The sequence below is a fragment of the Streptomyces odontomachi genome (assembly GCF_024435355.1).
In the GTDB taxonomy this organism is placed as follows: Bacteria; Actinomycetota; Actinomycetes; order Streptomycetales; family Streptomycetaceae; genus Streptomyces; species Streptomyces odontomachi.
In genome coordinates, this window is the sequence record NZ_JAMJWG010000040.1 from 1 (window position 1) to 23,089 (window position 23,089).

Consider the following 23,089-nt stretch of genomic DNA (forward strand, 5'->3'; position numbering starts at 1 on the left):
GACCGACCCCACCTGAATGTGCCTGCTCTTACGGCGTTCAGCGAGCTTGGTGGGAACGGACGGCATGCCGAGAGAAATCGCAGTCATGTGCTGTGCAACCCCAAGGTATGGATCAGAGCCCCGTCATCGGCGGGGTCGGGCTAACGAGGTTACGGCACCGGCCAGGGCCGGAGCACATCCGCCTGATGGCTCCTCCCGGCGCAGGCCGTTCATCCGTGCGCGGCAGCCGGAGCGGTTATTCTCACGGCCGCAGCGCACGGGTGGTGATCAGGAGATTTTCACCGGATTGACGACATCCGCGATCAGGACGAGCAGGGTGAAGCAGATGAAGATCCCGGCGACGACATAAGCGACGGGCATGAGCTTCGCCACGTCGAACGGCCCCGGGTCGGGCCGTCGGAATACCCGCGCCGTGTGCCGTCGCAACGCCTCCCACAGCGCCCCCGCGATGTGCCCGCCGTCCAGCGGCAGCAGCGGCAACATGTTGAACAGGAACAACGAGAGGTTGAAGCCCGCGACCAGGAACAGCATCATCGCGATCTGGTTCTGCGGCGGGATGTCGAGGGTGAACACCTCGCCGCCGACGCGTGCCGCGCCCACCACGCCCATCGGGGAGTCCGCCTTGCGCTCGGCCCCGCCGAAGGCCGCGTCCCACAGGTCGGGGATCTTCGACGGCAGGGCGACCAGCGAGTCGACGCCGTCCTCCATCATCGTGCCCATGCGCGTGACGGAGTCGCCGAAGGACTGCTGGACGATCCCGGAGGCGGGGCTGAAGCCGAGGAAGCCGGCGTAGACGTACTTGCCGTCGACGTAGCCGCCGCGGCCGTCGGTCTTGCTGACCTGGTTGCGGATGAGGTCGGCGTGCAGCACCTGGCGCTGGCCGTGCCGCTCGATGGTGAGGGTGGCCGGGCCGATGGTGTCGCGGATGCTGGTCTGGAGGGCGGACCAGTCCGTCACGGGCTTCCCGTCGAACGCGACGATCTTGTCGCCCGCCTTGAGGCCCGCCGCCTTCGCGGGTGCCGGCTTGTCGCCCTTGTGGCAGGTGGAGCGGTTCTCGCTCTGCTGGATGACGCAGTCCGACACCTTGCCGACCGTGGTCGTCTCGGTCTGCACGCCGAAGGTCATCATGACCCCCAGGAAGATCGCGACAGCCAGGATCAGGTTCATGAACGGGCCCGCGAACATCACGATGACCCGCTTCCACGGCTTGCGGGTGTAGAAGAGGCGCTGCTCGTCGCCGGGCTGGAGCTCCTCGAAGGCGGCCGAGCGGGCGTCCTCGATCATGCCGCGCCAGGGCGAGGTGGAGCGGGCCTCCAGCCGGCCGTCCGGACCCGGCGGGAACATGCCGATCATGCGGATGTAGCCGCCCAGCGGGATCGCCTTGATGCCGTACTCGGTGTCGCCCTTCTTCCGGGAGAAGATCGTCGGACCGAAGCCCACCATGTACTGGGGCACCCGGATGCCGAACAGCTTCGCCGTCGACAGGTGGCCCAGCTCGTGCCAGGCGATGGAGATCAGTAGCCCGATCGCGAAGACGACTATGCCGAGGACCATCATCAGTGCCGTCATGCGCGAGCCTCCGCGGTCGCCTTCGCCGTCAGTTCCCGGGCCCGGGCCCGGGCCCAGGTCTCCGCTTCGAGGACGTCCGCAACGGTCAGGGAAGTTCCCGTGCGGGGTGTGCCGTGTTCGGCGACGACCTCGGTGACGGTCTCCATGATGCCGGGAAAGGGCAGGGCCCCGTTCAGGAACGCGTCGACGCACTCCTCGTTGGCCGCATTGAACACCGCCGGAGCCGTGCCCGCGAGCTGCCCGACGTGCCGGGCGAGGCCGACGGAGGGGAAGGCCTCGTTGTCCAGCGGGAAGAATTCCCAGGTGGAGGCCTTCGTCCAGTCGAATGCGGGGGCCGCTTCGGGAATCCGTTCGGGCCAGCCGAGGCCGATGGCGATAGGGCCGCGCATATCGGGCGGAGTGGCCTGCGCGATCGTGGAACCGTCGGTGAACTCGACCATCGAGTGCACATACGACTGCGGGTGGACGACCACCTCGATCTGCTCGAACGGGATGTCGTACAGCAGATGCGCCTCGATGACCTCCAGGCCCTTGTTGACCAGGGTGGCCGAGTTGATGGTGATGACCGGGCCCATCTCCCAGGTGGGATGCGCGAGCGCGTCCTTGGGGGTGACACCGGCCAGCTCGGCCCGGGTCCGGCCGCGGAACGGGCCGCCGGAGGCGGTGACGACGATCTTGCGCACATCGGCGCGGGTACCGGAGGCCAGCGCCTGGAAGAGGGCCGCGTGTTCGGAGTCGACCGGGATGATCTGGCCGGGCTTGGCCAGCGCCTTGACCAGCGGCCCGCCGACGATCAGCGACTCCTTGTTGGCGAGTGCCAGGGTCCGCCCGGCGCCGAGGGCGGCGAGGGTGGGGGCCAGGCCGATGGAGCCGGTGATGCCGTTGAGGACCGTGTGGCAGGAGGAGGCGGCGAGCTCGGTGGCCGCGTCGGGCCCGGCCAGGATCTCGGGCAGCGGCTCGCCGGCCCCGTACCGGGCGGAGAGCTCCTCACGCAGCGCCGGCACCACGTCCTCGCGTGCCACCGCCAGGGTGGGCACCCGCAGCTGGTGCGCCTGCTCGGCGAGGAGTGCGACGCGGCCGCCGGCCGCGGACAGGCCGGTGACCCGGAAACGGTCGGGGTGGCGCAGCACCAGGTCGATGGCCTGGGTGCCGATCGAGCCGGTCGAGCCGAGGATGACGATGTCCCGTGCGTCGGAAGCGCCGACACCGGGATCGAAGACGAGATGCGGATCCGCGAGTGGGGATGGCCTGTCGCTCATCCCCCCATTGTTGCGGCTCGTCGTGCGGGGGCCGACACGGGCTGTCGTACGCACTTCTCGGTCACGGAGCGCGCAGGTGCGGGACGTGCAGGTGCGGGACGTGCACGCGGTGAGGGAGCGCGTGGCCCGGACGGGGACGCAGGGCATGAGGAGTCACGGCGGCCCAGGCTCCGGACGCCGCCACGGGATGTCGTCATGGGTGGTGAGCGCCTGCGGTGTGCGCCGTCCGGCGCCCTTCGACTCCCGCGAATTCGTGCACGCCCCCTGATGAATCCTGGCGCTGAGTGATCAGTCGGCTACGCAGAGCACAATGATCCCAAGGGGTCGGCACAGGCCGTGACGCGCCTGCACGGCGGGCGGATCGATCGGAAGCGTTCCCCAACTGCACCGCTTGCACTGGGCATATGACACTTTTTCGGCGAAGAAAAGGTACGACCTGCGATTTCTCTCGCAAGAACGAAAGGACTTGCCGATTACGTGACGATAGGTTCGCTCTGCGTCACGCGAGCGGTTATCGTCAGCGCACACAGCGCGACCCCGGGATCACGGTCGGCAAACCACCCGGGGCCCGCTGCATCTGAAACACACCAAAGCAAAGGAGCACTGGATGCCCCTTCACATCGCCGCAGAGCCGCCCCCTCCCGGGAGCCGGACCAGCGGTTACGCAACTTACATGTCTCCCTTCGGCGACGTCCAAACCTCCGGAACCGTTTACGGCCGGGTCAACATCCGGCTCGGGGCGTTCCTCGCCCTTCCCGTGCTGCTGGTGCTGCTGATCCGAGGGGGCACAGGGGTATCGGTGCTCGCCGGTGCCGCGCTGACCGCCGTGACGGCAGCAGGCAGCATCACCTACCGCTATGTCAGGAAGCCCCGCTCCTGACCGAGGCGCCGGGCCCCGGCCACCCGCCTGGGGCCCGGCCTCCACGCCCGACCACCCGACCCGTGCGACGCGACGCCTTTCGTTGCGTCGACCCGGCAAACCGGCACGGCCGGCGTGACGAGAAAAACCAGCCGCATGCCCGGGCGTACCACCGCCCGGACGGCCCGCGAGGAAACCCCATGTCGACGAAACGCTCCAGCGGCCTCACGTGCGCGTCCTGCGGGAGCACTTTCCGGCGCCCCAGCAACCGCGGGCGCCTGCCCCTCTTCTGTAGCCCGTCCTGCCGCAGCTCCGCCTACCGCGCGCGGACCACGGTACGGCCGGGCGTGCCGCCCGAGCACGACGAGGCGGCCGCCCGGGTGGCCGAGGACACCCGCGCCTCCGTCACCGCCCTGCTGGCCGCCGCGCGCAGCCTGGCCCCCGGCGCGCCCATGGAACTGGTCAACCGTGCGGTCACCATCCGGCAGGACGCCGAGGACATGCTGGCCGTCGCGGTGCGCAAGGCCCGCAGCCACGGCGCCACCTGGGAACAGATCGGCCTGGCCACCAGCCTCGCCGCGGACTCCGCACGCGGGCACTGGTCCGGCGACCAGGTGGCGCGGGTCCTCCAGCGGCGCAGTAACCGGGCGGCCTCCCCGGGCGCCCCAGGGCGGCCTGGGGCGCCTGCCGTACGGGGGGTCGCGGACGTTCCCCGGTCGGCCGGGGGCCCACCGCGGACCGAGGCGCCGGAGCCGGCCGAGGCGGTGAAGCCGGCGGAGGCTCCGAAGTCCGCCGGCGGCCCGGGGTCCGCGCCAGGGCCGGTGCCGGCGTCAGGGCCAGGGCCAGCGTCAGGGCCAGGGCCAGCGTCAGGGCCAGGGCCGGCGTCGGGACCGGTGCGGGAAGCGGGCGGTGCCCCGGGACCGGAGGGTGCCTGCGCACCCGGCGGCGTGCCCCGGTCGGAGGGTGACGCCGGCCCGGGCGCGGACGGCACCGCGGGCAGACGCGGCGCACCACCGCGTGCGCCGGGCGGCTGCGGGGAGCAGGAGAGACGCGGCGCCGAGCAGCTCGCGCTCGCCATGAGCCATCTGCGCACCACCCGGCGCAGCTCGGCACGGGCGGTGGCGCGCTGTATCGGGGTCTCCGCGTCGCTGCTCTCGCTGGTCCTGGCCGGCAAGCGGCTGCCCTCCTGGGAGGTGACCGAGGGCTTTGCGCGGGCCTGTGACGCCGACCCCGGTGACCTGGTGCGGCTGTGGGAGCAGGCGCACGGCATCGCCCCTGCGCCGACCGCCTCCCCCGTCGAGTTGCGTACCCTCCTGCGCTGCGCGCTGCGCGGCCTCTACCTGGCCGCTCGCGAGCCGGACCTGCCGGCGGTCGGCCGGGCCACCGGCCAGGCCTTCGGCCGCGAGCAGCTGGCCTGCCTGGTCGACTCCTCCGCCCCACCGCCCACGGACTGGCCGGTTCTCGAGCGGGTGGTCTCGGCACTCGGGGGGCGGCCGGAGGACATCCGTCCGCTGTGGTTGCAGGCCGCGGACGCGTTGCAGGGCGTGGTGCGGCTGCCGGCGCCCGTCGACGATCCGCTGGGCCGGCCCGGGCTGCCAGCGGCCGCCTTCGGCTAGCCGGCATCCGGTCGATGCGCGCCCCCGGCCGCACGCTCCGCCCCGGCCGTACCCGGCCCGCCCGGGCCCACCAGCACAGGGAGTCCCTCATGACCCGCGACGAAGTCGGTGGCGTCGACGCCGGCCTGCCGCTGGAGTTCGACGGCATCGATGTGAACCTTCCGCTGGCGTTCGGCGCTTTCTGTCTGCTGCACGGCGCCCGCTACCAGGCCTACGCCCAGTACCGGCTGCGGGACTTCGCGGCCGCCCGGCACGTGGTGCGCTGCGCGCTGGGCGAGCTGCTGGTCGCCTGGCCGGCAGCGCTCACCTCCGAGCCGGCGGTGGTCGGCTGGCGCATCCTGCGGCGCCACCTGACCGTCGCCCTGCGCGGGCCCGCCGGCGCCGGCCACGACACGGTGCACCGGCTGGTGCCGGCGCCGGCGGCCGACGCCGCCGTGCTGCACCTTGCGCTCGGCCTGGCCACCGACGGCATCGCCGACCTGATGGGCTGCACCCCCGAGCACGCCCGGTACTGGCTGCTCACCTTCGAGAGGCATGTCGTCCAGCACGCGGGCGGTGAGTTGGCCGCCGCGGTGGAGGAGTTGCGCGCGGCGCGCCCCCTGCGGTGCAAAGGGCGCGACGCGCTGCGGCCCTGACGGTGACGTCAGCCGATCCGCCGGTGCACGTTCTCCTTCCCCGACGGGCCCGGCGTGGCGTCCGCGATCCACGGTCCCTCGCCGCTGGGGTCGAGGACGCCCTCCTCCAGCCAGGTGTAGGCACCGTTCAGGACGCCCTTGACGAGGGCGCGGTCCGCGGTGTCGGTGTTGGTCCACAGCCGGGCGAAGAGTTCGTCGGCCCGGATGCGGGCCTGGCGGCAGAACACGTCGGCGAGCTGGTAGGCCTCGCGTCCGTGGTCGTCCTGGCTGCGCAGCCGCTCCGCACGGACGCAGGCCGCGCTCATCGCGAAGAGTTCGGCGCCGATGTCGACGATCCGCCCCAGGAAGCCCTGCTTGGACTCCATCCGGCCCTGCCAGCGGGACATCGCGTAGAAGGTGCAGCGGGCCAGCTTGCGGGCGCTGCGCTCGACATACCGCAGATGGACGGACAGGTCGGCGTGGCCAGAACCAGGGGCGCGAATCGCTTCCTTAGAAGGGCGGTGGCGGGCGACGGGTGGGCGGAAGTCGCCGTACGAGACCGGCAGCTGGCCGGGGCCTGCAACCAGTTTCGGCAGCCAGCGGGCGTAGAAGCCGCCCGCCTTCGCGCCCGCCCTGGCCTTGTCGGACAGGGACTTCTCGGGGTCGATGAGGTCGCCCGCGACGGACAGGTGGGCGTCCACGGCCTCGCGGGCGATCAGCAGGTGCATGATCTCCGTCGAGCCCTCGAAGATGCGGTTGATGCGCAGGTCACGCAGCATCTGCTCGGCGGGCACCGCACGCTCGCCACGGGCGGCGAGCGAGGCGGCCGTCTCGAAGCCGCGGCCACCGCGGATCTGCACCAGCTCGTCCGCCATCAGCCAGGCCATCTCCGAGCCGTACAGCTTGGCGAGGGCGGCCTCGATACGGATGTCGTTGCGATCCTCGTCGGCCATCTGCGACGACAGGTCCAGCACCGCCTCCAGGGCGAACGAGGTCGCAGCGATGAAGGCGATCTTCGCGCCGACGGCCTCGTGGTGGGCCACCGGCTTGCCCCACTGCTCCCGGGCGCCGGACCACTCGCGGGCGATCTTCAGGCACCACTTGCCGGCGCCCGAGCACATCGCCGGCAGCGAGAGCCGTCCGGTGTTGAGGGTGGTGAGCGCGATCTTCAGGCCCGCGCCCTCAGGGCCGATGCGGTTCGCGGCGGGCACCCGGACCTGGTGGAAGCGGGTGACGCCGTTCTCGATGCCGCGCAGCCCCATGAAGGCGTTGCGGTTCTCCACCGTGATCCCGTCCGACCCGGCCTCGACCACGAACGCCGTGATACCGCCCTTGTGTCCCTCGGACTGCGGCACGCGCGCCATCACGACGAGCAGGTCGGCGATCACCCCGTTGGTCGTCCACAGCTTGACGCCGTCCAGCAGGTAGTCATCGCCGTCCGGCACCGCACTGGTGGCCAGCCGCGCCGGGTCCGAGCCGACGTCCGGTTCGGTCAGCAGGAACGCCGAGATGTCGGTGCGGGCGCAGCGCGGCAGGAAGGCCTGCTTCTGCTCGTCGGTGCCGAACATCTTCAGCGGCTGCGGCACGCCGATCGACTGGTGCGCGGAGAGCAGGGCCCCGATGGCCGGGTTCGCGGAGCCGGCGAGGGCCAGGGCCTTGTTGTAGTAGAGGGACGTCAGGCCGAGGCCCCCGTACTTCGTGTCGATCTTCATGCCGAGCGCGCCGAGCTCCTTGAGGCCGTTGATCACCTCGTCGGGGATCTGCGCCTCGCGCTCGATCCGGGCGGAGTCGACCTTCGTCTCGAGGAAGTCCCGCAGCTTCGCGAGGAACGCCTCGCCGCGGCGTACGTCGTCGTCCGCGGGCTGCGGGTGCGGGTGGATGAGATCGAGCCGGAAACGGCCGAGGAACAGCTCCTTGGCGAAGCTGGGCTTGCGCCAGCCCTGCTCACGGGCGGCCTCGGCGACCTGGCGCGCCTCACGTTCGGTGACAGGGCGGCCGGTGGGCTGTGGGGACTTCGGTGTGGTGGGTGCGGTCATTGAGGGCTCACCTCGCCGCGGATCGGGTAACCGGAACCGACCGGTGGTTACCGGTCGGTTTACTCGGTCGTATACCCGGGATCCCCCTCCACTATCAGGGGGACGGGGCCGTTCGGGGCACGCGGCGTGCGCGGCCGCGCGCCCCCGTTCGGCAGGGTGGCCCGGTGTGGGGCCGGCCCGGCTACAGCTCCAGGCCGGTCAGCACCATCACCCGCTCGTACGTGTAGTCGTCCATCGCGAAACGGACCCCTTCGCGGCCCACGCCGGACCGCTTCACGCCGCCGTAGGGCATCTGGTCGGCCCGGTAGGAGGGCACGTCGCCGACGACGACGCCGCCGACCTCCAGGGCGCGGTGGGCGCGGAAGGCGGCCTGGAGGTCACGGGTGAACACGCCCGTCTGGAGGCCGTACTTGGAGTCGTTGACCAGGGCGAACGCCTCGGCCTCGGTGTCCACCCTGGTGACGGACATCACCGGTCCGAAGACCTCCTCGCAGGACACCGAGACATCGGACGGCACATCCGCGAGGACGGTCGGCGCGTAGCTGGCGCCCTCCCGCTTGCCGCCGGCGAGGACCCGGGCACCGGCCTGCGTGGCCTCCTCGACCCAGGCCTCGACGCGCTTGGCGGCGTCCTCGCTGACCAGCGGCCCGACGTCGGTGGCGTCGTGCGACGGGTCACCGGTGACCAGGGCCTCGACGGCGCGCACGATGCGCGGCACCAGACGCTCGTAGACGGTGCTGTCGGCGATCACCCGCTGCACCGAGATGCAGGACTGGCCGCCCTGGTAGTTGGCGAAGGTGGCGATGCGCTGGGCGGCGTTGTCCAGGTCGGCGTCGGAGGCGTAGTCGGCGAGCACGACCGCCGCGCCGTTGCCGCCGAGTTCGAGGGTGCAGTGCTTGCGCGGCACGGAGTCGAGGATGTCGAATCCGACCTTGTCGGAACCGGTGAAGGAGATCACCGGCAGCCGCTCGTCCTGGACGAGGGCGGGCATCCTGTCGTTCGGCACCGGCAGCACCGACCAGGAGCCGGCCGGCAGGTCGGTCTCGGCGAGCAGCTCGCCGAGCAGCAGCCCGGACAGCGGAGTGGCCGGCGCCGGCTTGAGGATGATGGGAGTGCCGACCGCGATCGCGGGGGCGACCTTGTGGGCGCACAGGTTCAGCGGGAAGTTGAACGGCGCGATGCCGAGCACGACGCCCTTGGGGAAGCGACGGGTGAAGGCGAGCCGGCCCACGCCGCTCGCGTCGGCGTCCAGCCGCTGGGCCTCGCCGCCGTTGAACCGGCGGGCCTCGTCGGCGGCGATGCGGAAGACCGAGATGGCGCGGCCGACCTCGCCGCGTGCCCACTTCATGGGCTTGCCGTTCTCGGCGGAGATGAGCTGGGCTATCTCCTCGGCGCGCTCCGCGACACGCCGCGAGACGTGGTCGAGCGCGGCGGCCCGCACATGTGCGGGGGTCGCGGCGAACTCGTCCCGGACGGCGTATGCGGCGGCCACCGCCTCCTCGACCTGGGCGTCGGTCGGCACGGCGGCCCGGCCGACCAGGCGCCCGTCCCAGGGGCTGGTGACGTCGACGCTGGTCTCGCCGGTGACCTCACGGCCGGCGAGCCAGAAGGCGTGGGTGGAAGTCATCGTGGGAACCCGGCCCTTCCGAGGTGGGGTGTCTCTTGGCTCTCCACCGTAGGGGCGCTCGCCGCCGCGGACGCTTGTCCGTGACGGAGTATTCGGTGCCGGGGGCACTACGGTTTGGAAGGGCGGGGCGCACCGGAGGTTCCGGTACGGACGTCACAGCGTCCCGGACGTCGCCTTGAGGGCCAGCCACAGTTCCATGCGCACGTCGGGGTCGTCGAGGGAGCGTCCCAGGATCTCCTCGACCCGGCGCATCCGGTACCGCAGGGTGTGCCGGTGCACGCCGAGTTCGGCGGCGGCCGCGTCCCACTGGCCGTGGTGGGACAGCCACGCCCGCAGCGAGGCGACCAGATCACCGCGCCCGTGCGCGTCGTGCTCCCGCAGGGCCCGCAGCAGCCCGTCGGCGAACGCCAGGACCGCGTCGTCGGCCAGCAGCGACAACACCGTCCCGGAGGCCAGTTCGGCGTGCTCGACGACGGGTCGGCCCCGGCGCCGGGCGACGGACAGCGACTGCTCGGCCTGCCGGTACGCGGTGGGGGCGCCGGCCAGGCCGGCGGGCGCCGAGATCCCGACGACGATCTGGGCGATCTCCGCCGGGGTGGGCGGCACGCCGACGGTGGGCACCGCGGTGACCGGCTCCGCGCCGCTACGCGCGGCTTCCAGTGCCTCGGCGTACTCGGCGCAGGCCTCGGCGCCGGCGCCGCCGTCGCCGGTCAGCAGCACCAGCCGGTCGTGCTCGGGCACGATCAGAACGGACTCGCCGGCCCGCGCCGCGGCGGACTCGACGGCGTCGGCGAGCGCCTCCAGCGGATCCCCGCCGGCTGTCTCGGCAACGGCCAGCGCGGCGGCCGAGGGGGTCGCGCCCGGGGGCGGCTCGACAACCACGGTGCCTGGGTGGGCGGCGGACGACGTGACCGTCTCCGCGATGATCATGCGGTAGGGGGCGTCCATCAGCCCCCCGTAGAGGTCTCCGGCCACCGCCCGGGCGTGGTCGGGCTCGCAGGCCAGCAGCATCCGCAGCACCGCGGCGCCGATCCGCTGCTCGGCGGCGTGCAGGGAGCGGGACCGCTCGGTGGTGAGGGTGAGCAGCGCGATGGCGGAGTGCACCGCGTACCGGTCGGCGGTGCCGAGGGCGGCGGCGGTACCGACGGCGAGCGCGGCGCGTGGCCGGCGGCCGGTGCCGAGCGAGTGCAGTTCGACGCGGTCCTCGGTGCCGCTCGCGCTGTCCGCGCCGCCGCCGATCACGGCGCTCGCCGGGGCGGGCCGGCGGCGCAGCCGCTCCACGTCGGGGGTGAGCCGGGCGGCGCGCCGCGACGACCAGTCGGGCGCCGCGGCGATCAGGGCGCCGGATGTGTCGTACAGCGCGGCCCAGCCGTCGACCTGCGCGGCGAGCGCGGACAGCAGCCGCTCGGGGCCGTCGGCGAGGGCCTGTTTGGTCAGCTCGCGCTGTGCGGCGAAGCCGGCGGTGACCGCTCGGTACTGCTCGGCCGCGATGGCGGCGGACACCGCCTTGCTGATGGCGAGGAAGGGGGTGCGGCGGGGCACCTCGATCAACGGCAGTCCCTCGGCCGTGGCGGCGTCGAGCAGGGCCTTCGGGGTCTCCTCGTAGTGCACGCCGACGGCGAAGCCGAGCCCGGCGACTCCGGCGCGCACCAGCCGCCGCACGTACCGGCGCATCGCGTCGGGGTCGTCGGCGGGCAGCTTCAGCGCGGTGATCAGCAGCAGCTCGCCGCCCTCCATGTAGGGCACGGGGTCGGCGAGTTCGCTGGCGTGCACCCAGCGCACGGGGACGTCCAGACGGTCCCCGCCCGCGCGCACGGTGAGCTTGAGTGCGGTGTGGTGGACGAGCGAGGCGAGCGTGGGTGGCATGGGGCCTTCGGTTCTGGACGACGGGGCCGCGCCCACGGCGCCGATCACCGCACCGGCGGGCCGGTGGGGGTCGCGGCGGACGGTGGCGCGCTGCCGGCGGGTCGCGGCGGGGCCGTGAGCAGCGTGCGGTCCAGGAGGACGCGGGCTTGACGCCGCCCGGCCGACCCCCGAGGCCCACGACTGATCACTTGTCCGTCGCGTATGAACGTTCTCTGTCGATTCTGCCTCACTGTATGGTGCGCGTGCGACGGACCGGCTGGTACGGACGCAGCCTACGGAGCACGGGGCGGGACGGGTCCGGCACCGTCGTCGTCGCCGGGCGCGCTCGCCTCAGCCGCGCAGGTCCACCAGCATCGGCGGGGCCTGGTCGCCGTGCACCGCGGTCAGCGACAGCACGGCGTGCCCGGGCGGCAGGTCGTTGGCCAGCTCGGAGGCGGACCAGTAGGCGCGCTCGACCTGGCGGACGGTGACGGCGTCGGTGGTGACGGCACGGCCCGTGACCATTTTGCGCAGGGTGTGGAGCGCACGGGTCACGGGAGAGTCGGCGAACACGGTGTGTTTGGCGACCTCGGTGACTTCCACCCGGCGGATGCCCCACGCCTCGGCGAAACACCGGCCATCCCAGGTGGTGACTCCCGTAAGCGCCATCCGGCAACCGACAGCGGTGTGCAGCGCCCCGTGCAGCGCCTCGGGCACATCCGCGATGGTGCGCAGGGCGAGAACCACCCCCGCGTTCATCGACCGCAACCGCTGGATGGCCCGTACCGTCCCGGCGGTCAGCGCTTGGGCTGCGTCGTCAAGCACCAGGCCGATGAATCGGCTGCGGTCGGTACGGGCCGCAGCAACCCAGCAGAACTGAGCGAGCAGCAGCCGGGCGACCAGCCGAGAAGCTTCCTTGTGGCCGCCCTCCGGCAGGTCGATGCGAACCCGCAGCGGATGGTGGGCCAGCGCGTTCAGCGTGAAGAGCCGGTCCGCGCGCTGTCCCGCGCCGAAGAACTCGGCAAACGCGGGCCGGTCGAGGAGGGCCAATCGGTCGGCGATGGCGAGTCCCAGGTCAGCCGGACTGGCAGCCTGCCGCTCGCGGATGTCCAGTTCACGCAGCATGGCCCGGTTCCCGGCAGCTTCCAGCACTCCACGCAGTGCGACGAGCACGTCGGGCACGGCGCGCAGCAGGTCAGACAGCTCCTGCACGGTGGGAAAACGACCGTAGGCAGAGCGGTACGGACCCAGAACCTGGGCGAGAACGGTGGCGGCGCGTCGGGTGTCCACACCGTCGACGTCACCGACAAGGCCCTCCGCCAAGAAGTCCGCCGCCTCGTCCGCGTCGATGGTCCCGGCATACAGATCCAGGTCATGCACCGACCCCGGGTCGCCGAGCCGAACCACGACATCGAACGCATCGTCGGGTCCGAGCGGCGTGCCGGCCGCACAGACGGCGATCACCCCAGCCCGCCCGGCGAGCGCACCCAGTGCGAGCGACTCGACAACGGGCCGGGCCACGCGCACGCTCTTGCCCGAGCCAGGAGGCCCGATGACCAGCAGCGAGGTACCCAGCGTCGCTTCCTCAAGAGCGGCCCCGGCTGCGTGGTATTCCTCCGGATTGCCGTCCACCGTCGCCCAGTGTCCGATGCGGACCTGGCCGGTGAGCGCATCGTGGTCAGCGGTCCGTTGGGGCAGGTCACGATGGCCCGAGGGGTGCAGCCAGGCCTTGGCGCCCTCGCGCAGAACGACCCCGAAGAACGCGGCAAGCGCTTGTGGATCGCGCCGCGCAGCCTCCCAGTGGTGCAGTACTCGGGCACAGTCGACTTCGTTCATCTGCCCGGCACGCAGCTCGCCGGCCAACCGATCGGCCGCATCGTTCCGACCTTCGGTCCGCAACTCGGGCCACTCGCTGCGCATGACAGGGGCAGGATGCTGCGGCAGGGGCGGTACGGCCGCGACAGGCCTGCGGAACGCTGACCACCACTTGCCGATCAGGGCGAAGGGGAACACGACACCGACGATGATCAGGGTGTAAAGCCCGTAGGTGACCACCGCACCCTGATAGGACATGAAGAGCCCGCTGCCACCCGCCAGGTACACCAGGTCGAAGACGGTCTGCACCAGGGACAGCGGCGGGTTCCACGCGAGCACCACCGCAACGACGGCGCCGACCACGGTGAGCAGGATCCGCCGTGTCCCCGAAAAGGTTTCCACGTAGCCTCGGACCACCTTCAGCCAGCCGCCGAGCCTTCCGAAGACGATGATGTCGATCACGGGAAACAGGCCGTCGTATGCCTGACGCGCGTAAAACCCCTTCCATGTCTTGGGCGTCAGTGAGGGGGCCCACCACCAGTCGTTCGGAGTCAGGAACGCGAGTAGCCAGCCCTCGTAAGGAACGTCGCCGTTGTCCCATGCGACCCAGAGCAGCAACGCCAACCCGAGGGTGATCAGCAAGCTGAGCCCGGTCGTCCGGTCCAATCGTGCACGCGTGCGCTGTGGCACCGGCGGCCGGTGGCCGTACTCGTAGATGCCGAGGCCGGCCGGCGGCCGGGGGTGGTTCAACCACGCGGTGAACGTACTCGTGGAACCGGACGAGAGGTGCGGTGGATGGGACGGTCGCGGAGGCGGCCCCGCCGGCCGGGGGATCCGTGCGGCGGAGGTGCCGGGGACGTCCTGCGAGTCGTCCTTGCCCATCGCGTTCTCGTCCCCCTGTAGACCGGTCGCCTGCTGGGGATCAATGTAGTGCCAGCGGCCCGTGAGTTCAGCGCGATCGACGGCCCGTCCCGAGCGGCGAACGGCAGCTCACCTCCTCGGTTTTCGCCAACCAGGAATGACGTGGCGCCGACCCTCGTTCGCGGTCACCCGGTCGGAGTACAGGGCCCCGTGAGGGGCACCCGCGCTATGTCCACCACGGACAACCGACACGCCCGACAACTCCCCCATGGAGCATCCCCGCATCCCGTCGCCGCCCCTAGCCTGCGAAGGAAGGCATCAGCGAGCCACGCACGGCAAGCCGACACCCGTGTCCGTACCACCTCAGGAGCCCCTTATGACCGCAGTTCCGCAGGAGCGCCGTGTCATCACCGCCATCCCCGGCCCGAAGTCGCAGGAGCTTCAGGCCCGACGCAATGCCGCGGTCGCGGCCGGCGTGGGGTCCGTGATGCCCGTCTTCGCGGCGCGCGCCGCGGGCGGGATCGTGGAGGACGTGGACGGCAACCGGCTGATCGACTTCGGCGCCGGCATCGCCGTGACCACCGTCGGTGTCTCCGCCGAAGCCGTCGTACGCCACGCCACCGCCCAGCTCGCCGACTTCACCCACACCTGCTTCATGGTCACCCCCTACGAGGGGTACGTGGCCGTCGCCGAGCAGCTCGCCGAACTCACCCCCGGCGACCACGCGAAGAAGTCCGCCCTGTTCAACTCGGGCGCCGAGGCCGTCGAGAACGCCGTCAAGATCGCGCGGTCCTACACCAAGCGCCAGGCCGTCGTGGTGGTGGACCACGGCTACCACGGCCGCACCAATCTCACCATGGCGCTGACCTCGAAGAACATGCCGTACAAGAACGGCTTCGGGCCGTTCGCACCCGAGGTCTACCGCGTCCCGGTCGCCTACCCGTACCGCTGGGCCACCGGCCCGGACAACTCCGGACCCGAGGCCGCCCGGCAGGCCATCGAGCAGATCACCAAGCAGATCGGCCCGGAGAACGTCGCCGCGATCATCGTCGAGCCCGTGCTGGGCGAGGGCGGCTTCATCGCGCCCGGCAAGGGCTACCTGCCCGCGCTGCGCGACTTCGCCACCGAGCACGGCATCGTCTTCGTCGCCGACGAGATCCAGTCCGGCTTCTGCCGCACCGGACAGTGGTTCGCCTGCGAGGACGAGAACATCGTGCCCGACCTGATCACCACGGCGAAGGGCATCGCCGGCGGTCTGCCGCTGGCCGCGGTCACCGGCCGCGCCGAGATCATGGACGCCGCCCACTCCGGCGGCCTGGGCGGCACCTACGGCGGCAACCCCGTCGCCTGCGCCGCCGCGCTGGGCGCCATCGAGACCATGAAGGAACTCGACCTGCCGGCACGCGCCCGCCACATCGAGTCCATCATGAAGCCGCGCCTGGCCGCGCTGGCGGAGAAGTACGACGTCATCGGCGACGTCCGTGGACGCGGCGCCATGCTCGCGCTGGAACTGGTGAAGGACCGCGCCACCAAGGAGCCGGCACCCGAAGCCACCGCCGCGCTGGCCAAGGCCTGCCACACCGCCGGCCTGATCGTCCTGACCACCGGTACCTACAACAATGTGGTCCGTTTCCTGCCGCCCCTGGTCATTGGCGACGACCTGCTCAACGAGGGCCTCGACATCCTCGAACAGGCCTTCAGCGAGATCTGAGAGATCCGGACCGCGACCGAACCGACACCACAGCCGAGACCGAACCGACCCCGCAGGAGAACGCGCAACAGGAGCGCACCCGAGCCGTACCGCGGTTCGGGTGCGCTCCCGCACCGGCCGGCGGCACGTCCCGGTCCGGGCGTACGGGCCCTGGTGGCCGGCGGATTTCCCGCCGCGACCACCGTCCGTCCCGCCCCGGTCCGGGGCGGCGGTCGGAGGGTGTGAAGAAGCTGTGCGGGGGCCATGACGGGTGGCGGATCGGGCTGTCAGACCGGTCCGGACTGTCGTAGGTTTTCCTCAGATGAGAGAGACACCCCGCTCGCAGGTGACTGCGAGCGATTCCGGGACGCGGCCTCCCCAGCCTCGTACCGGCTGTGCCCTTGCGCACACCCCTGGAGCCTCAGGCTCTGGAACTCCTCACCGATCGGATGGCCGCCCGCCCCAAACCCCCCGGGGCGCGCGGCAAACCGATCAGAACGGCCGCCCCGGAACCATCCCCCCTGTTCCGGGGCGGCCGTCGTCGTTCCCTCTGGCACCTCCCGTCTCACGAGCCACTCCGGCCTCCTTCCCCTCCCCGTTCCTGCTGTTCTCGCTGTTTCTGCTGTTCCTGCTGTTCTCGCTGCTCGCCTGGCTGGTGAGCGCAGCCGGTTCGGTGTCGCGCGCGGACGAGCGGCTGGGGCGGGCGATGTGGGGCGGGCTGCCGGGGCCGGGCGGTGAGTTCCTCGCCGACCTGGGCAATGTGCAGGTGGCCGTCCCGGTGCTCGTGCTCGCCGTGGTGTACGCGGCCGTGCGCGGCCGGCGCGCGGGTCTGCCCCGGTGGTGGTGGCCGCCGCTTGCGGCCGCCGTGGTGATGGCCGCGGTGCCCGCCCTGGTCGCCCCGCTGAAGTCGCTCCTCGCCCGGCCGGGTCCACCCGGCGCCGGGCCCGACGGCTGCTTCCCCTCCGGCCATGCCACCACCGCAGCGGTCGCCTACGGCGCTGCCGCCCTGCTGCTCCTGCCGGCGGTGCGCCGGGCCGCCACCCGGTGGCTGCTGGGCACGGGCACGGTGGTGCTGAACGCGGCCGTGGGGGCGGGTCTTGTGGTGCGCGGCTACCACTGGCCGCTGGACGTGGTGGGCGGCTGGCTGCTGTCCGGGCTGCTGCTGGGGGCCTGGGTGACCGTCACGGGCAGTCGGGCCGGGTCAGCGGCAGCCGGCTCGGACCGGTCAGGTCGAGGAGCCTGACGGAGGGGCCCCGAGCGACCGCGGCGAGCAGTTCGGTCGTGGCACGGTCGGCTGCGATGCCTCCCCCGGCGTCCTCCAGGTAGGCGGTGGCCGGCATCCCACCCGGCCGCTCTCCTCGGTTGCGCCATGCTGCGGGCCGTACCCACCCGCGTGACCAGGCGCCTACGATGATCCCCGCAGCACCGATCAGCCGATCACCCGCGCCGTCGAGCGCCGCAGCCCCGGGGAGGACCCCTTGACCGATCTGCACGCTTTCATCGCCGGGCTACCCAAAGCCGAACTGCACGTGCACCACGTGGGCTCCGCCTCGCCCCGCATCGTCGCCACGTTGGCCGCGCGTCACCCCGACACCAAGGTGCCCACCGATCCCGAGGCGCTGGCGGACTACTTCACGTTCACCGACTTCGCGCACTTCATCGAGGTGTACCTGTCCGTCGTGGACCTGATCCGCACCCCTGAGGACGTACGGCTGCTGACCTTCGAGGCCGCCCGTGACCTGGCCCGGCAGAACGTGCGCTACGCCGAGCTGACCATCACGCCGTTCTCGTCCACCCACCGCGGCATAGACGAGCGCGCCTTCCTGGCCGCGATCGAGGACGCGCGCAAGGCGGCCGAGAGCGAGTTCGGCACGGTGCTGCGGTGGTGCTTCGACGTCCCCGGCGAGGCCGGCCTCGCGGCGGCCGAGGAGACCCTGCGGCTTGCCGTGACGGACGGGCTGCGGCCGGAGGGACTGGTGTCGTTCGGCCTTGGCGGGCCCGAGATCGGCGTGCCGCGCCCGCAGTTCAAACCGTTCTTCGACCAGGCGATAGCGGCGGGCCTGCACTCCGTGCCGCACGCCGGGGAGACCACCGGGCCGCAGACCATCTGGGACGCGCTGCGCGAGCTGCGGGCCGAGCGCATCGGGCACGGCACCAGCGCCACCCAGGATCCGGCGCTGCTCGCCCATCTCGCCGAGCACCGCATCCCGCTGGAGGTCTGCCCGACGTCCAACATCGCCACCCGCGCCGTGCCCGACCTCGACGAACACCCCATCAAGGAGATGGTGGCCGCCGGGGTACTGGTGACCGTCAACTCCGACGATCCCCCCATGTTCGGCACCGACCTGAACACCGAATACGCCATCGCCGCCCGGCTGCTCGACCTGGACGCCCCCGGCGTTGCCGCGCTCGCCCGAAACGCGGTCGAGGCGTCCTTCCTCGATCCGGCCGGCAAGGCGCGGATCGCCGCCGAGATCGAGACGTACACGTCGGCCTGGCAGGCGGGCCGGATCGCGTGAGGGGCGGCCTGCCGGCGGCGCCTCCCAACCTCCCGTGAGAAGGGGTCCATGCACACCGTGACCGCCGTCGCCCACCGGGGCGACCCGTACCGCTTCCGTGAGAACACGCTGTCGTCGCTGCGTGCCGCGCTCGACCGGGGCGCGGACGCGGTCGAGATCGACGTCCGTGTCACCCGCGACGGCGTCCCCGTGCTGCTGCACGACGACACGTTGGAGCGGCTGTGGGGAGACGGGAGAGCGCTGGCGGAGCTGACCGCCGGGGAGGTGCGGGACCTGACCGGCGGTGGCGTGCCCGCGCTCGCCACGGCGCTCATGGCACCCCAGGAGTGGGCCTCGCAAGCCGCGGAACGGGCACCGGGCGCGCCGCTGCCACGGGTGCTGATCGACCTGCCGGGGGCCGGCCCAGCGGCGGTGCGCCGGATCGTGGGCGTGGTGCGCGATGCGGGGGCGGCGGACCGGGTGTACTACTGCGGTGCGGCGTCCAGCATGCTGGCGGTGCGCGCGGCCGACCCGGCCGCCGAGATCGCACTGACCTGGACGACGTATGCGCCACCGCGGCCCGCCCTGCTGGCCGCGGTGCGTCCGCGCTGGCTCAACTACCGCCACGGCCTGGTGGACCGGGCGCTCACCGAGCGGGTGCACGACGCCGGGCTGCTGCTGGGCGTGTGGACCCCGGACACCGCCCGGTGCATGCGGCGGCTGGTGGCCTCGGGCGTCGACGCGATCACCACGAACCGGGTCGGCACGCTGCGTGGCCTGCTGGAGCGGGGGGCGCCGGTCACGGTCGGGAGTTCCTGACGGCGCACAGCGCACGGCGGCACGGCGTTGCGCGCCGGACGCCCCCGGATGTCCTGCGGGATCCGGAGGCGTCCGTCAGGACGCGCCCTCAGACGTCCAGGGACGTCATCACGTGCTTGACGCGGGTGTAGTCGTCGAAGCCGTACGCCGACAGGTCCTTGCCGTAGCCGGACTTCTTGAAGCCGCCGTGCGGCATCTCGGCGACCAGCGGGATGTGGGTGTTGATCCACACGCAGCCGAAGTCGAGCGCCTTGGAGAGCCGCATGGCGCGCCCGTGGTCCTTCGTCCAGATGGAGGAGGCCAGACCGTATTCGACGCCGTTGGCGTAGGCGACGGCCTGGTCCTCGTCGGTGAAGGGCTGCACGGTGATGACGGGCCCGAAGACCTCTTTCTGGATGATCTCGTCGTCCTGCTTGAGGCCGGAGACGACGGTGGGGGCGTAGTAGTAGCCCTTGTCCCCGACGCGGTGGCCGCCGGCCTCCACCTTGGCGTGCGCGGGCAGCCGGTCGATGAACCCGGTCACCTGCGCCAGCTGGTTGGCGTTGTTGAGCGGGCCGTAGAGGACGTCCTCGTCGTCGGGCCGGCCGGTCTTGGTCTTGGTGGCGGCCTCGGCGAGGGCGCGCACGAACTCGTCGTGGATGGCTTCGTGCACCAGCACCCGGGTGGCCGCGGTGCAGTCCTGGCCGGCGTTGAAGAAGCCCGCCACGGAGATGTCCTCGACGGCCTTGGCGAGGGCCGCGCTGTCGAGGTCGTCGAAGACGACGACGGGCGCCTTGCCGCCCAGTTCCAGATGGACCCTCTTGAGGTCGGTGGCCGCGGAAGCGGCGACCTCCTTGCCGGCCCGTACCGAACCGGTGATGGAGACCATCGCCGGGGTGGCGTGCTCCACCATGAGCCGCCCGGTGTCCCGGTCGCCGGTGATGACGTTGAAGACGCCCTTCGGCACGATGGCACCGATGATCTCGGCCATCAGCACGGTCGACGCGGGCGTGGTGTCCGACGGCTTCAGCACGACCGTGTTGCCCGCCGCGAGCGCCGGGGCGAACTTCCACACGGCCATCATCATCGGGTAGTTCCACGGCGCGACCTGGGCGCACACCCCGACCGGCTCACGCCGTACGAAGGACGTCAGGCCCTCCATGTACTCGCCGGCCGAGCGGCCTTCGAGCATCCGCGCGGCGCCCGCGAAGAACCGGATCTGGTCGACCATCGGCGGGATCTCTTCGCTGCGGGTCAGGCCGATCGGCTTGCCGGTGTTCTCGACCTCGGCGGCGATCAGCTCCTCGGCGCGCTCCTCGAAGGCGTCCGCGATCTTCAACAGCGCCTTCTGCCGCTCGCCGGGCACCAGGTCGCGCCAGCCGGGGAAGGCGGCCTCGGCCGCGGCCATGCCGGCGTCGACGTCCGCCCGGCCGGACAGCGGTGCGGTCGCATAGGGGTCACCGGTGGCGGGGTTGACTACGTCGGTGGTGCGCCCGTCGGCGGCGTCGCGGAACTCTCCGGCGATGTAATTCCGTAGGGTGCGCAGCGGACGCAGCTCGGTGGTCATGGCCGGCCCTCCTGTCGTGTCGCGGGTGTGCGGACGTCCGGCAGGCGCCCCTTGTGCGGACGGCCGTCGGACGTCCCTGATGCAGACGTCCAAAGGGTGAGACGCAGCCCACCCTAATGCGTTCCCCCGCCATCCTCGCTGGACCCGCCAGGTGCGCAACCCCCTGGCCGGCACCGTCCTCGCCGCTCTCGCCGCACCGGGCGCGGCGACGCCATCGCGATCACCCTTTCGGGTGAGTCAGGCCCTGGCCTCGGATGAGCCCCCATTCGTCCGTGTGCGCCACCGTCGCCCCCTCGACAGGGCCGAACGGGCGACGTGGGGCCGCGGACCTGCACGGGGAGGCGGGTGGGTGCGTGTTAAGTTCACGCCGTTTCGAGGGGGATTCTCCTTCAGGGACTGACGGCTCGGAGCGGAAGCTGAGGTGTTCGCCATGGTGGCCCCGCCGGACGACGGCCTGCTGAGGGCGCGCGCCCTGACCGTCACCCTCCACCGCTCCCCCGCGCTCGCCGATGTTTCGCTCGACGTGCGGGCGGGCGAGGTCGTCGTGGTCGGCGGCCCGCGCGGCAGCGGAAAGACCACACTGCTGCGGTGCCTGTCGGGACAGTTGGTGCCCCAGCAGGGCGAGGTGTGGTTCCGCGAGACCGCGGTGCACTCGCTCGGCGCGGCGGCCCGGGAGCGGCTGCGGCGCGGGGCGTTCGGCTGGGTCGGATCGCGCCCTGACCTGGTGCCGGAGCTGACCGCCTGGGAGAACGCTGCCCTGCCCCTGCTGCTGTCCGCTGTGCCGCACCGCACCGCCAGGGCCCGCGCGATGGAGTGGCTCGGGCATCTCGACATCGTCCGGTGTGCGGGCAAGCGGCCGCACGCCCTGACGCAGGCCGAGCGGCAGCGGATCGCGGTGGCGCGCGGCCTCATCGCCGAACCGTCGGTGCTCTTCGCCGACGAGCCGACCGCCGCCCTGCACCGCATCGACCACGACCACGTCCTGCGCACGCTGCTGACCGTGGCCCGGGCCCGCGGGGTCACCGTGGTCCTGGCGACCTCGGAACCGCAGGCCGTGGCGGGGGCGGCCGACCGCGGTGTGCGGCTGGTCGACGGCCGGCTGGACGACCCGCCGGCCGTCACCGGCACCGACGCGGAGGGCGCAGCGGCGTGCTCGCTCTCCGTCTAGCCCGCGGCGCACGCGCCACGGTCCTGGTGCGCCGGCTGCTCGTGGTCCTGGCCGCGGGCGGTACCGGTTTTCTGCTGCTCAGCGCCCTCGGTTTCGCGATGGGGCATCCGCACGAGCACGGCACGGCGGCCGTCCGGCTCGCCTGGTGCATCGTCCCGGTGGCCGCCACCATCGACTTCGCGGCGGCCGTCGCCCGCAGCGACCCGGGCACCCACCCGGTTCCCGGGGTCTTCGCCGCCGGTCTCGGGCCGGTACGGCTCATGGCGATCTCCACGCTGACCACCGTCATGATGTGCCTGACCGGTTCGGTGCTGGCGCTGCTGCTCTTCCTCCAGCTGCGCGGCGACCTGCTCGCGGCTCTGCCGTTCCACGGTGCCGCCGACGGGCTGCTGGCCGCGGGCCGGCCGCTGCCGGTGGCCGCCCTGGTGCTGCTGCTCGTCCTCGTCCCGGTGGCCGCCTCCGTCACGGCCGCGCTGGCGCTGCGGCCGCGCCCCGGGCTGGGTGGCGTCCCGCGTCCGGACGACGCCTTCGACGATCTGGATCAGCCGCCCGCGCCCACCCGCCGTCCCTCCGGGCTGTCCTGGGGCATCGCGCTGTTCGCCGCCGGCCTGGCCGTGGAGACGTCGATGAGCGCGTCCGCCCGGCACCTGGCCGGGCTGCGGCTGCCCCGCGGTCTCGCGGGCGGCTCGCTGGGGGTGCTGGCCGGATGGGCGCTGACGGCTGCCGGGCTGGCCGTCGCCGGCCCCGCTCTGACGTTCGCCTGCGGGCGGCTGTTGCAGACCACGCGGCCGAACGGGCTGCGGCTGCTGGCCGGGCGGATCCTGCAACAGGAGGCGCGGCGGCTGGGCCGGCCTTTGGGCGTGGTGTGCGCGGTGGCCTCCGGCTCGTACGCGGCGGTCACCCTGCTCGCGGGGCGCGGCCCTGGCACCGGCCCGATGGTCGCGGTCGGCGCGCTGCTCGTCGCGGGCTGCACGGTGGGCACCCTGCTGATGGCGGCGGTCGAGGCGCGTCGGGAGCGGGCCCGCACGACGGCAGCGCTGCTGCGGCTCGGGGCGCCCGCCGGGGCGCTGCGCACCGCGGTGGCCCTGCGGGCCGGGGCGCTCCTGGTGTTGTTCGCGCCGCTGACATGGGGGGTGGCGGCGGTGGCGGCGGTGCCGTTGGGGTGACGGCCCCCTGACACCAGGACCGGCGGCCGCCGCGGGTCCGCCACTCCCCCGAGGCCGGCCCGAACACCAGACCCAGGGGAGAGTTGACGTTCCCCTAGCAT

At 72.4% G+C, this 23,089-nt stretch carries 16 protein-coding genes; 9 read left to right on the top strand and 7 right to left on the bottom strand.

Annotated features, from left to right (window positions below):
- Positions 1-267: 267 nt before the first annotated feature.
- Together NQO67_RS41265 and dxr are read right to left on the bottom strand one after the other, a co-directional pair.
- Entirely contained in the window at positions 268-1,569 is a 1,302-nt protein-coding gene (locus NQO67_RS41265) for a M50 family metallopeptidase (RefSeq protein ID WP_255955733.1), read from the bottom strand.
- Entirely contained in the window at positions 1,566-2,828 is a 1,263-nt protein-coding gene (gene dxr, locus NQO67_RS41270; protein ID WP_255955734.1) for a 1-deoxy-D-xylulose-5-phosphate reductoisomerase, read from the bottom strand. The genes NQO67_RS41265 and dxr overlap by 4 nt, the downstream gene beginning before the upstream one ends.
- A 673-nt stretch (positions 2,829-3,501) precedes the next feature.
- Here dxr and NQO67_RS41275 point away from each other — a divergent pair.
- The 3 genes from NQO67_RS41275 (at position 3,502) to NQO67_RS41285 (ending at position 5,938) form a co-directional block, all read left to right on the top strand.
- A complete protein-coding gene (locus tag NQO67_RS41275) occupies positions 3,502-3,708 on the top strand; it encodes a hypothetical protein (RefSeq protein ID WP_255955735.1) in 207 nt (68 codons plus the stop codon).
- Between the two features lie 179 nt (positions 3,709-3,887).
- Positions 3,888-5,303: a helix-turn-helix domain-containing protein gene (locus NQO67_RS41280; protein WP_255955736.1), complete on the top strand. Its 1,416-nt coding sequence runs from the start codon at positions 3,888-3,890 to the stop codon at positions 5,301-5,303.
- Between the two features lie 89 nt (positions 5,304-5,392).
- Positions 5,393-5,938 (top strand): hypothetical protein, encoded by a 546-nt coding sequence (locus NQO67_RS41285; protein ID WP_255955739.1) that lies wholly within the window; start codon positions 5,393-5,395, stop codon positions 5,936-5,938.
- Between the two features lie 8 nt (positions 5,939-5,946).
- On the opposite strand, the gene NQO67_RS41290 is transcribed toward NQO67_RS41285, so the two are convergent.
- The 4 genes from NQO67_RS41290 to NQO67_RS41305 all read right to left on the bottom strand — a co-directional run bounded on the left by NQO67_RS41290 (position 5,947) and on the right by NQO67_RS41305 (position 13,882).
- On the bottom strand, positions 5,947-7,953 hold the full coding sequence (locus tag NQO67_RS41290; protein ID WP_255955740.1) for an acyl-CoA dehydrogenase family protein: 2,007 nt from the start codon (positions 7,951-7,953) through the stop codon (positions 5,947-5,949).
- A 181-nt stretch (positions 7,954-8,134) separates the two neighbouring features.
- Complete coding sequence (locus NQO67_RS41295; RefSeq protein ID WP_255955741.1) at positions 8,135-9,580, bottom strand: aldehyde dehydrogenase family protein; 1,446 nt, start codon at positions 9,578-9,580, stop codon at positions 8,135-8,137.
- A gap of 153 nt (positions 9,581-9,733) precedes the next feature.
- Positions 9,734-11,446 (bottom strand): PucR family transcriptional regulator, encoded by a 1,713-nt coding sequence (locus NQO67_RS41300; protein ID WP_255955742.1) that lies wholly within the window; start codon positions 11,444-11,446, stop codon positions 9,734-9,736.
- Between the two features lie 330 nt (positions 11,447-11,776).
- On the bottom strand, positions 11,777-13,882 hold the full coding sequence (locus tag NQO67_RS41305) for a type IV secretory system conjugative DNA transfer family protein (RefSeq protein ID WP_308295748.1): 2,106 nt from the start codon (positions 13,880-13,882) through the stop codon (positions 11,777-11,779).
- A 595-nt stretch (positions 13,883-14,477) separates the two neighbouring features.
- Here NQO67_RS41305 and gabT point away from each other — a divergent pair.
- The 4 genes from gabT (at position 14,478) to NQO67_RS41325 (ending at position 19,108) form a co-directional block, all read left to right on the top strand.
- Positions 14,478-15,812 carry a 4-aminobutyrate--2-oxoglutarate transaminase gene (gabT, locus tag NQO67_RS41310; protein ID WP_255955744.1) on the top strand — a complete coding sequence of 445 codons (1,335 nt, stop codon included), beginning with the start codon at positions 14,478-14,480 and terminating at the stop codon, positions 15,810-15,812.
- A gap of 634 nt (positions 15,813-16,446) precedes the next feature.
- Entirely contained in the window at positions 16,447-17,034 is a 588-nt protein-coding gene (locus tag NQO67_RS44480) for a phosphatase PAP2 family protein (protein ID WP_255955745.1), read from the top strand.
- Between the two features lie 193 nt (positions 17,035-17,227).
- Positions 17,228-18,310 (top strand): adenosine deaminase, encoded by a 1,083-nt coding sequence (locus tag NQO67_RS41320; RefSeq protein ID WP_255955764.1) that lies wholly within the window; start codon positions 17,228-17,230, stop codon positions 18,308-18,310.
- 48 nt (positions 18,311-18,358) lie between these two features.
- Complete coding sequence (locus NQO67_RS41325) at positions 18,359-19,108, top strand: glycerophosphodiester phosphodiesterase (protein ID WP_255955746.1); 750 nt, start codon at positions 18,359-18,361, stop codon at positions 19,106-19,108.
- 88 nt (positions 19,109-19,196) lie between these two features.
- Here the strand turns inward: NQO67_RS41325 and NQO67_RS41330 are convergent, their stop codons facing one another.
- Positions 19,197-20,654 (bottom strand): gamma-aminobutyraldehyde dehydrogenase, encoded by a 1,458-nt coding sequence (locus NQO67_RS41330; RefSeq protein ID WP_255955747.1) that lies wholly within the window; start codon positions 20,652-20,654, stop codon positions 19,197-19,199.
- A gap of 430 nt (positions 20,655-21,084) precedes the next feature.
- On the opposite strand from NQO67_RS41330, the gene NQO67_RS41335 reads away from it, so the two are divergent.
- Positions 21,085-21,822 carry an ABC transporter ATP-binding protein gene (locus tag NQO67_RS41335; RefSeq protein WP_255955749.1) on the top strand — a complete coding sequence of 246 codons (738 nt, stop codon included), beginning with the start codon at positions 21,085-21,087 and terminating at the stop codon, positions 21,820-21,822.
- Positions 21,804-22,988 carry a hypothetical protein gene (locus tag NQO67_RS41340; protein WP_255955750.1) on the top strand — a complete coding sequence of 395 codons (1,185 nt, stop codon included), beginning with the start codon at positions 21,804-21,806 and terminating at the stop codon, positions 22,986-22,988. Before NQO67_RS41335 ends, NQO67_RS41340 begins: the two co-directional genes overlap by 19 nt.
- The last annotated feature ends 101 nt before the right edge of the window (positions 22,989-23,089 follow it).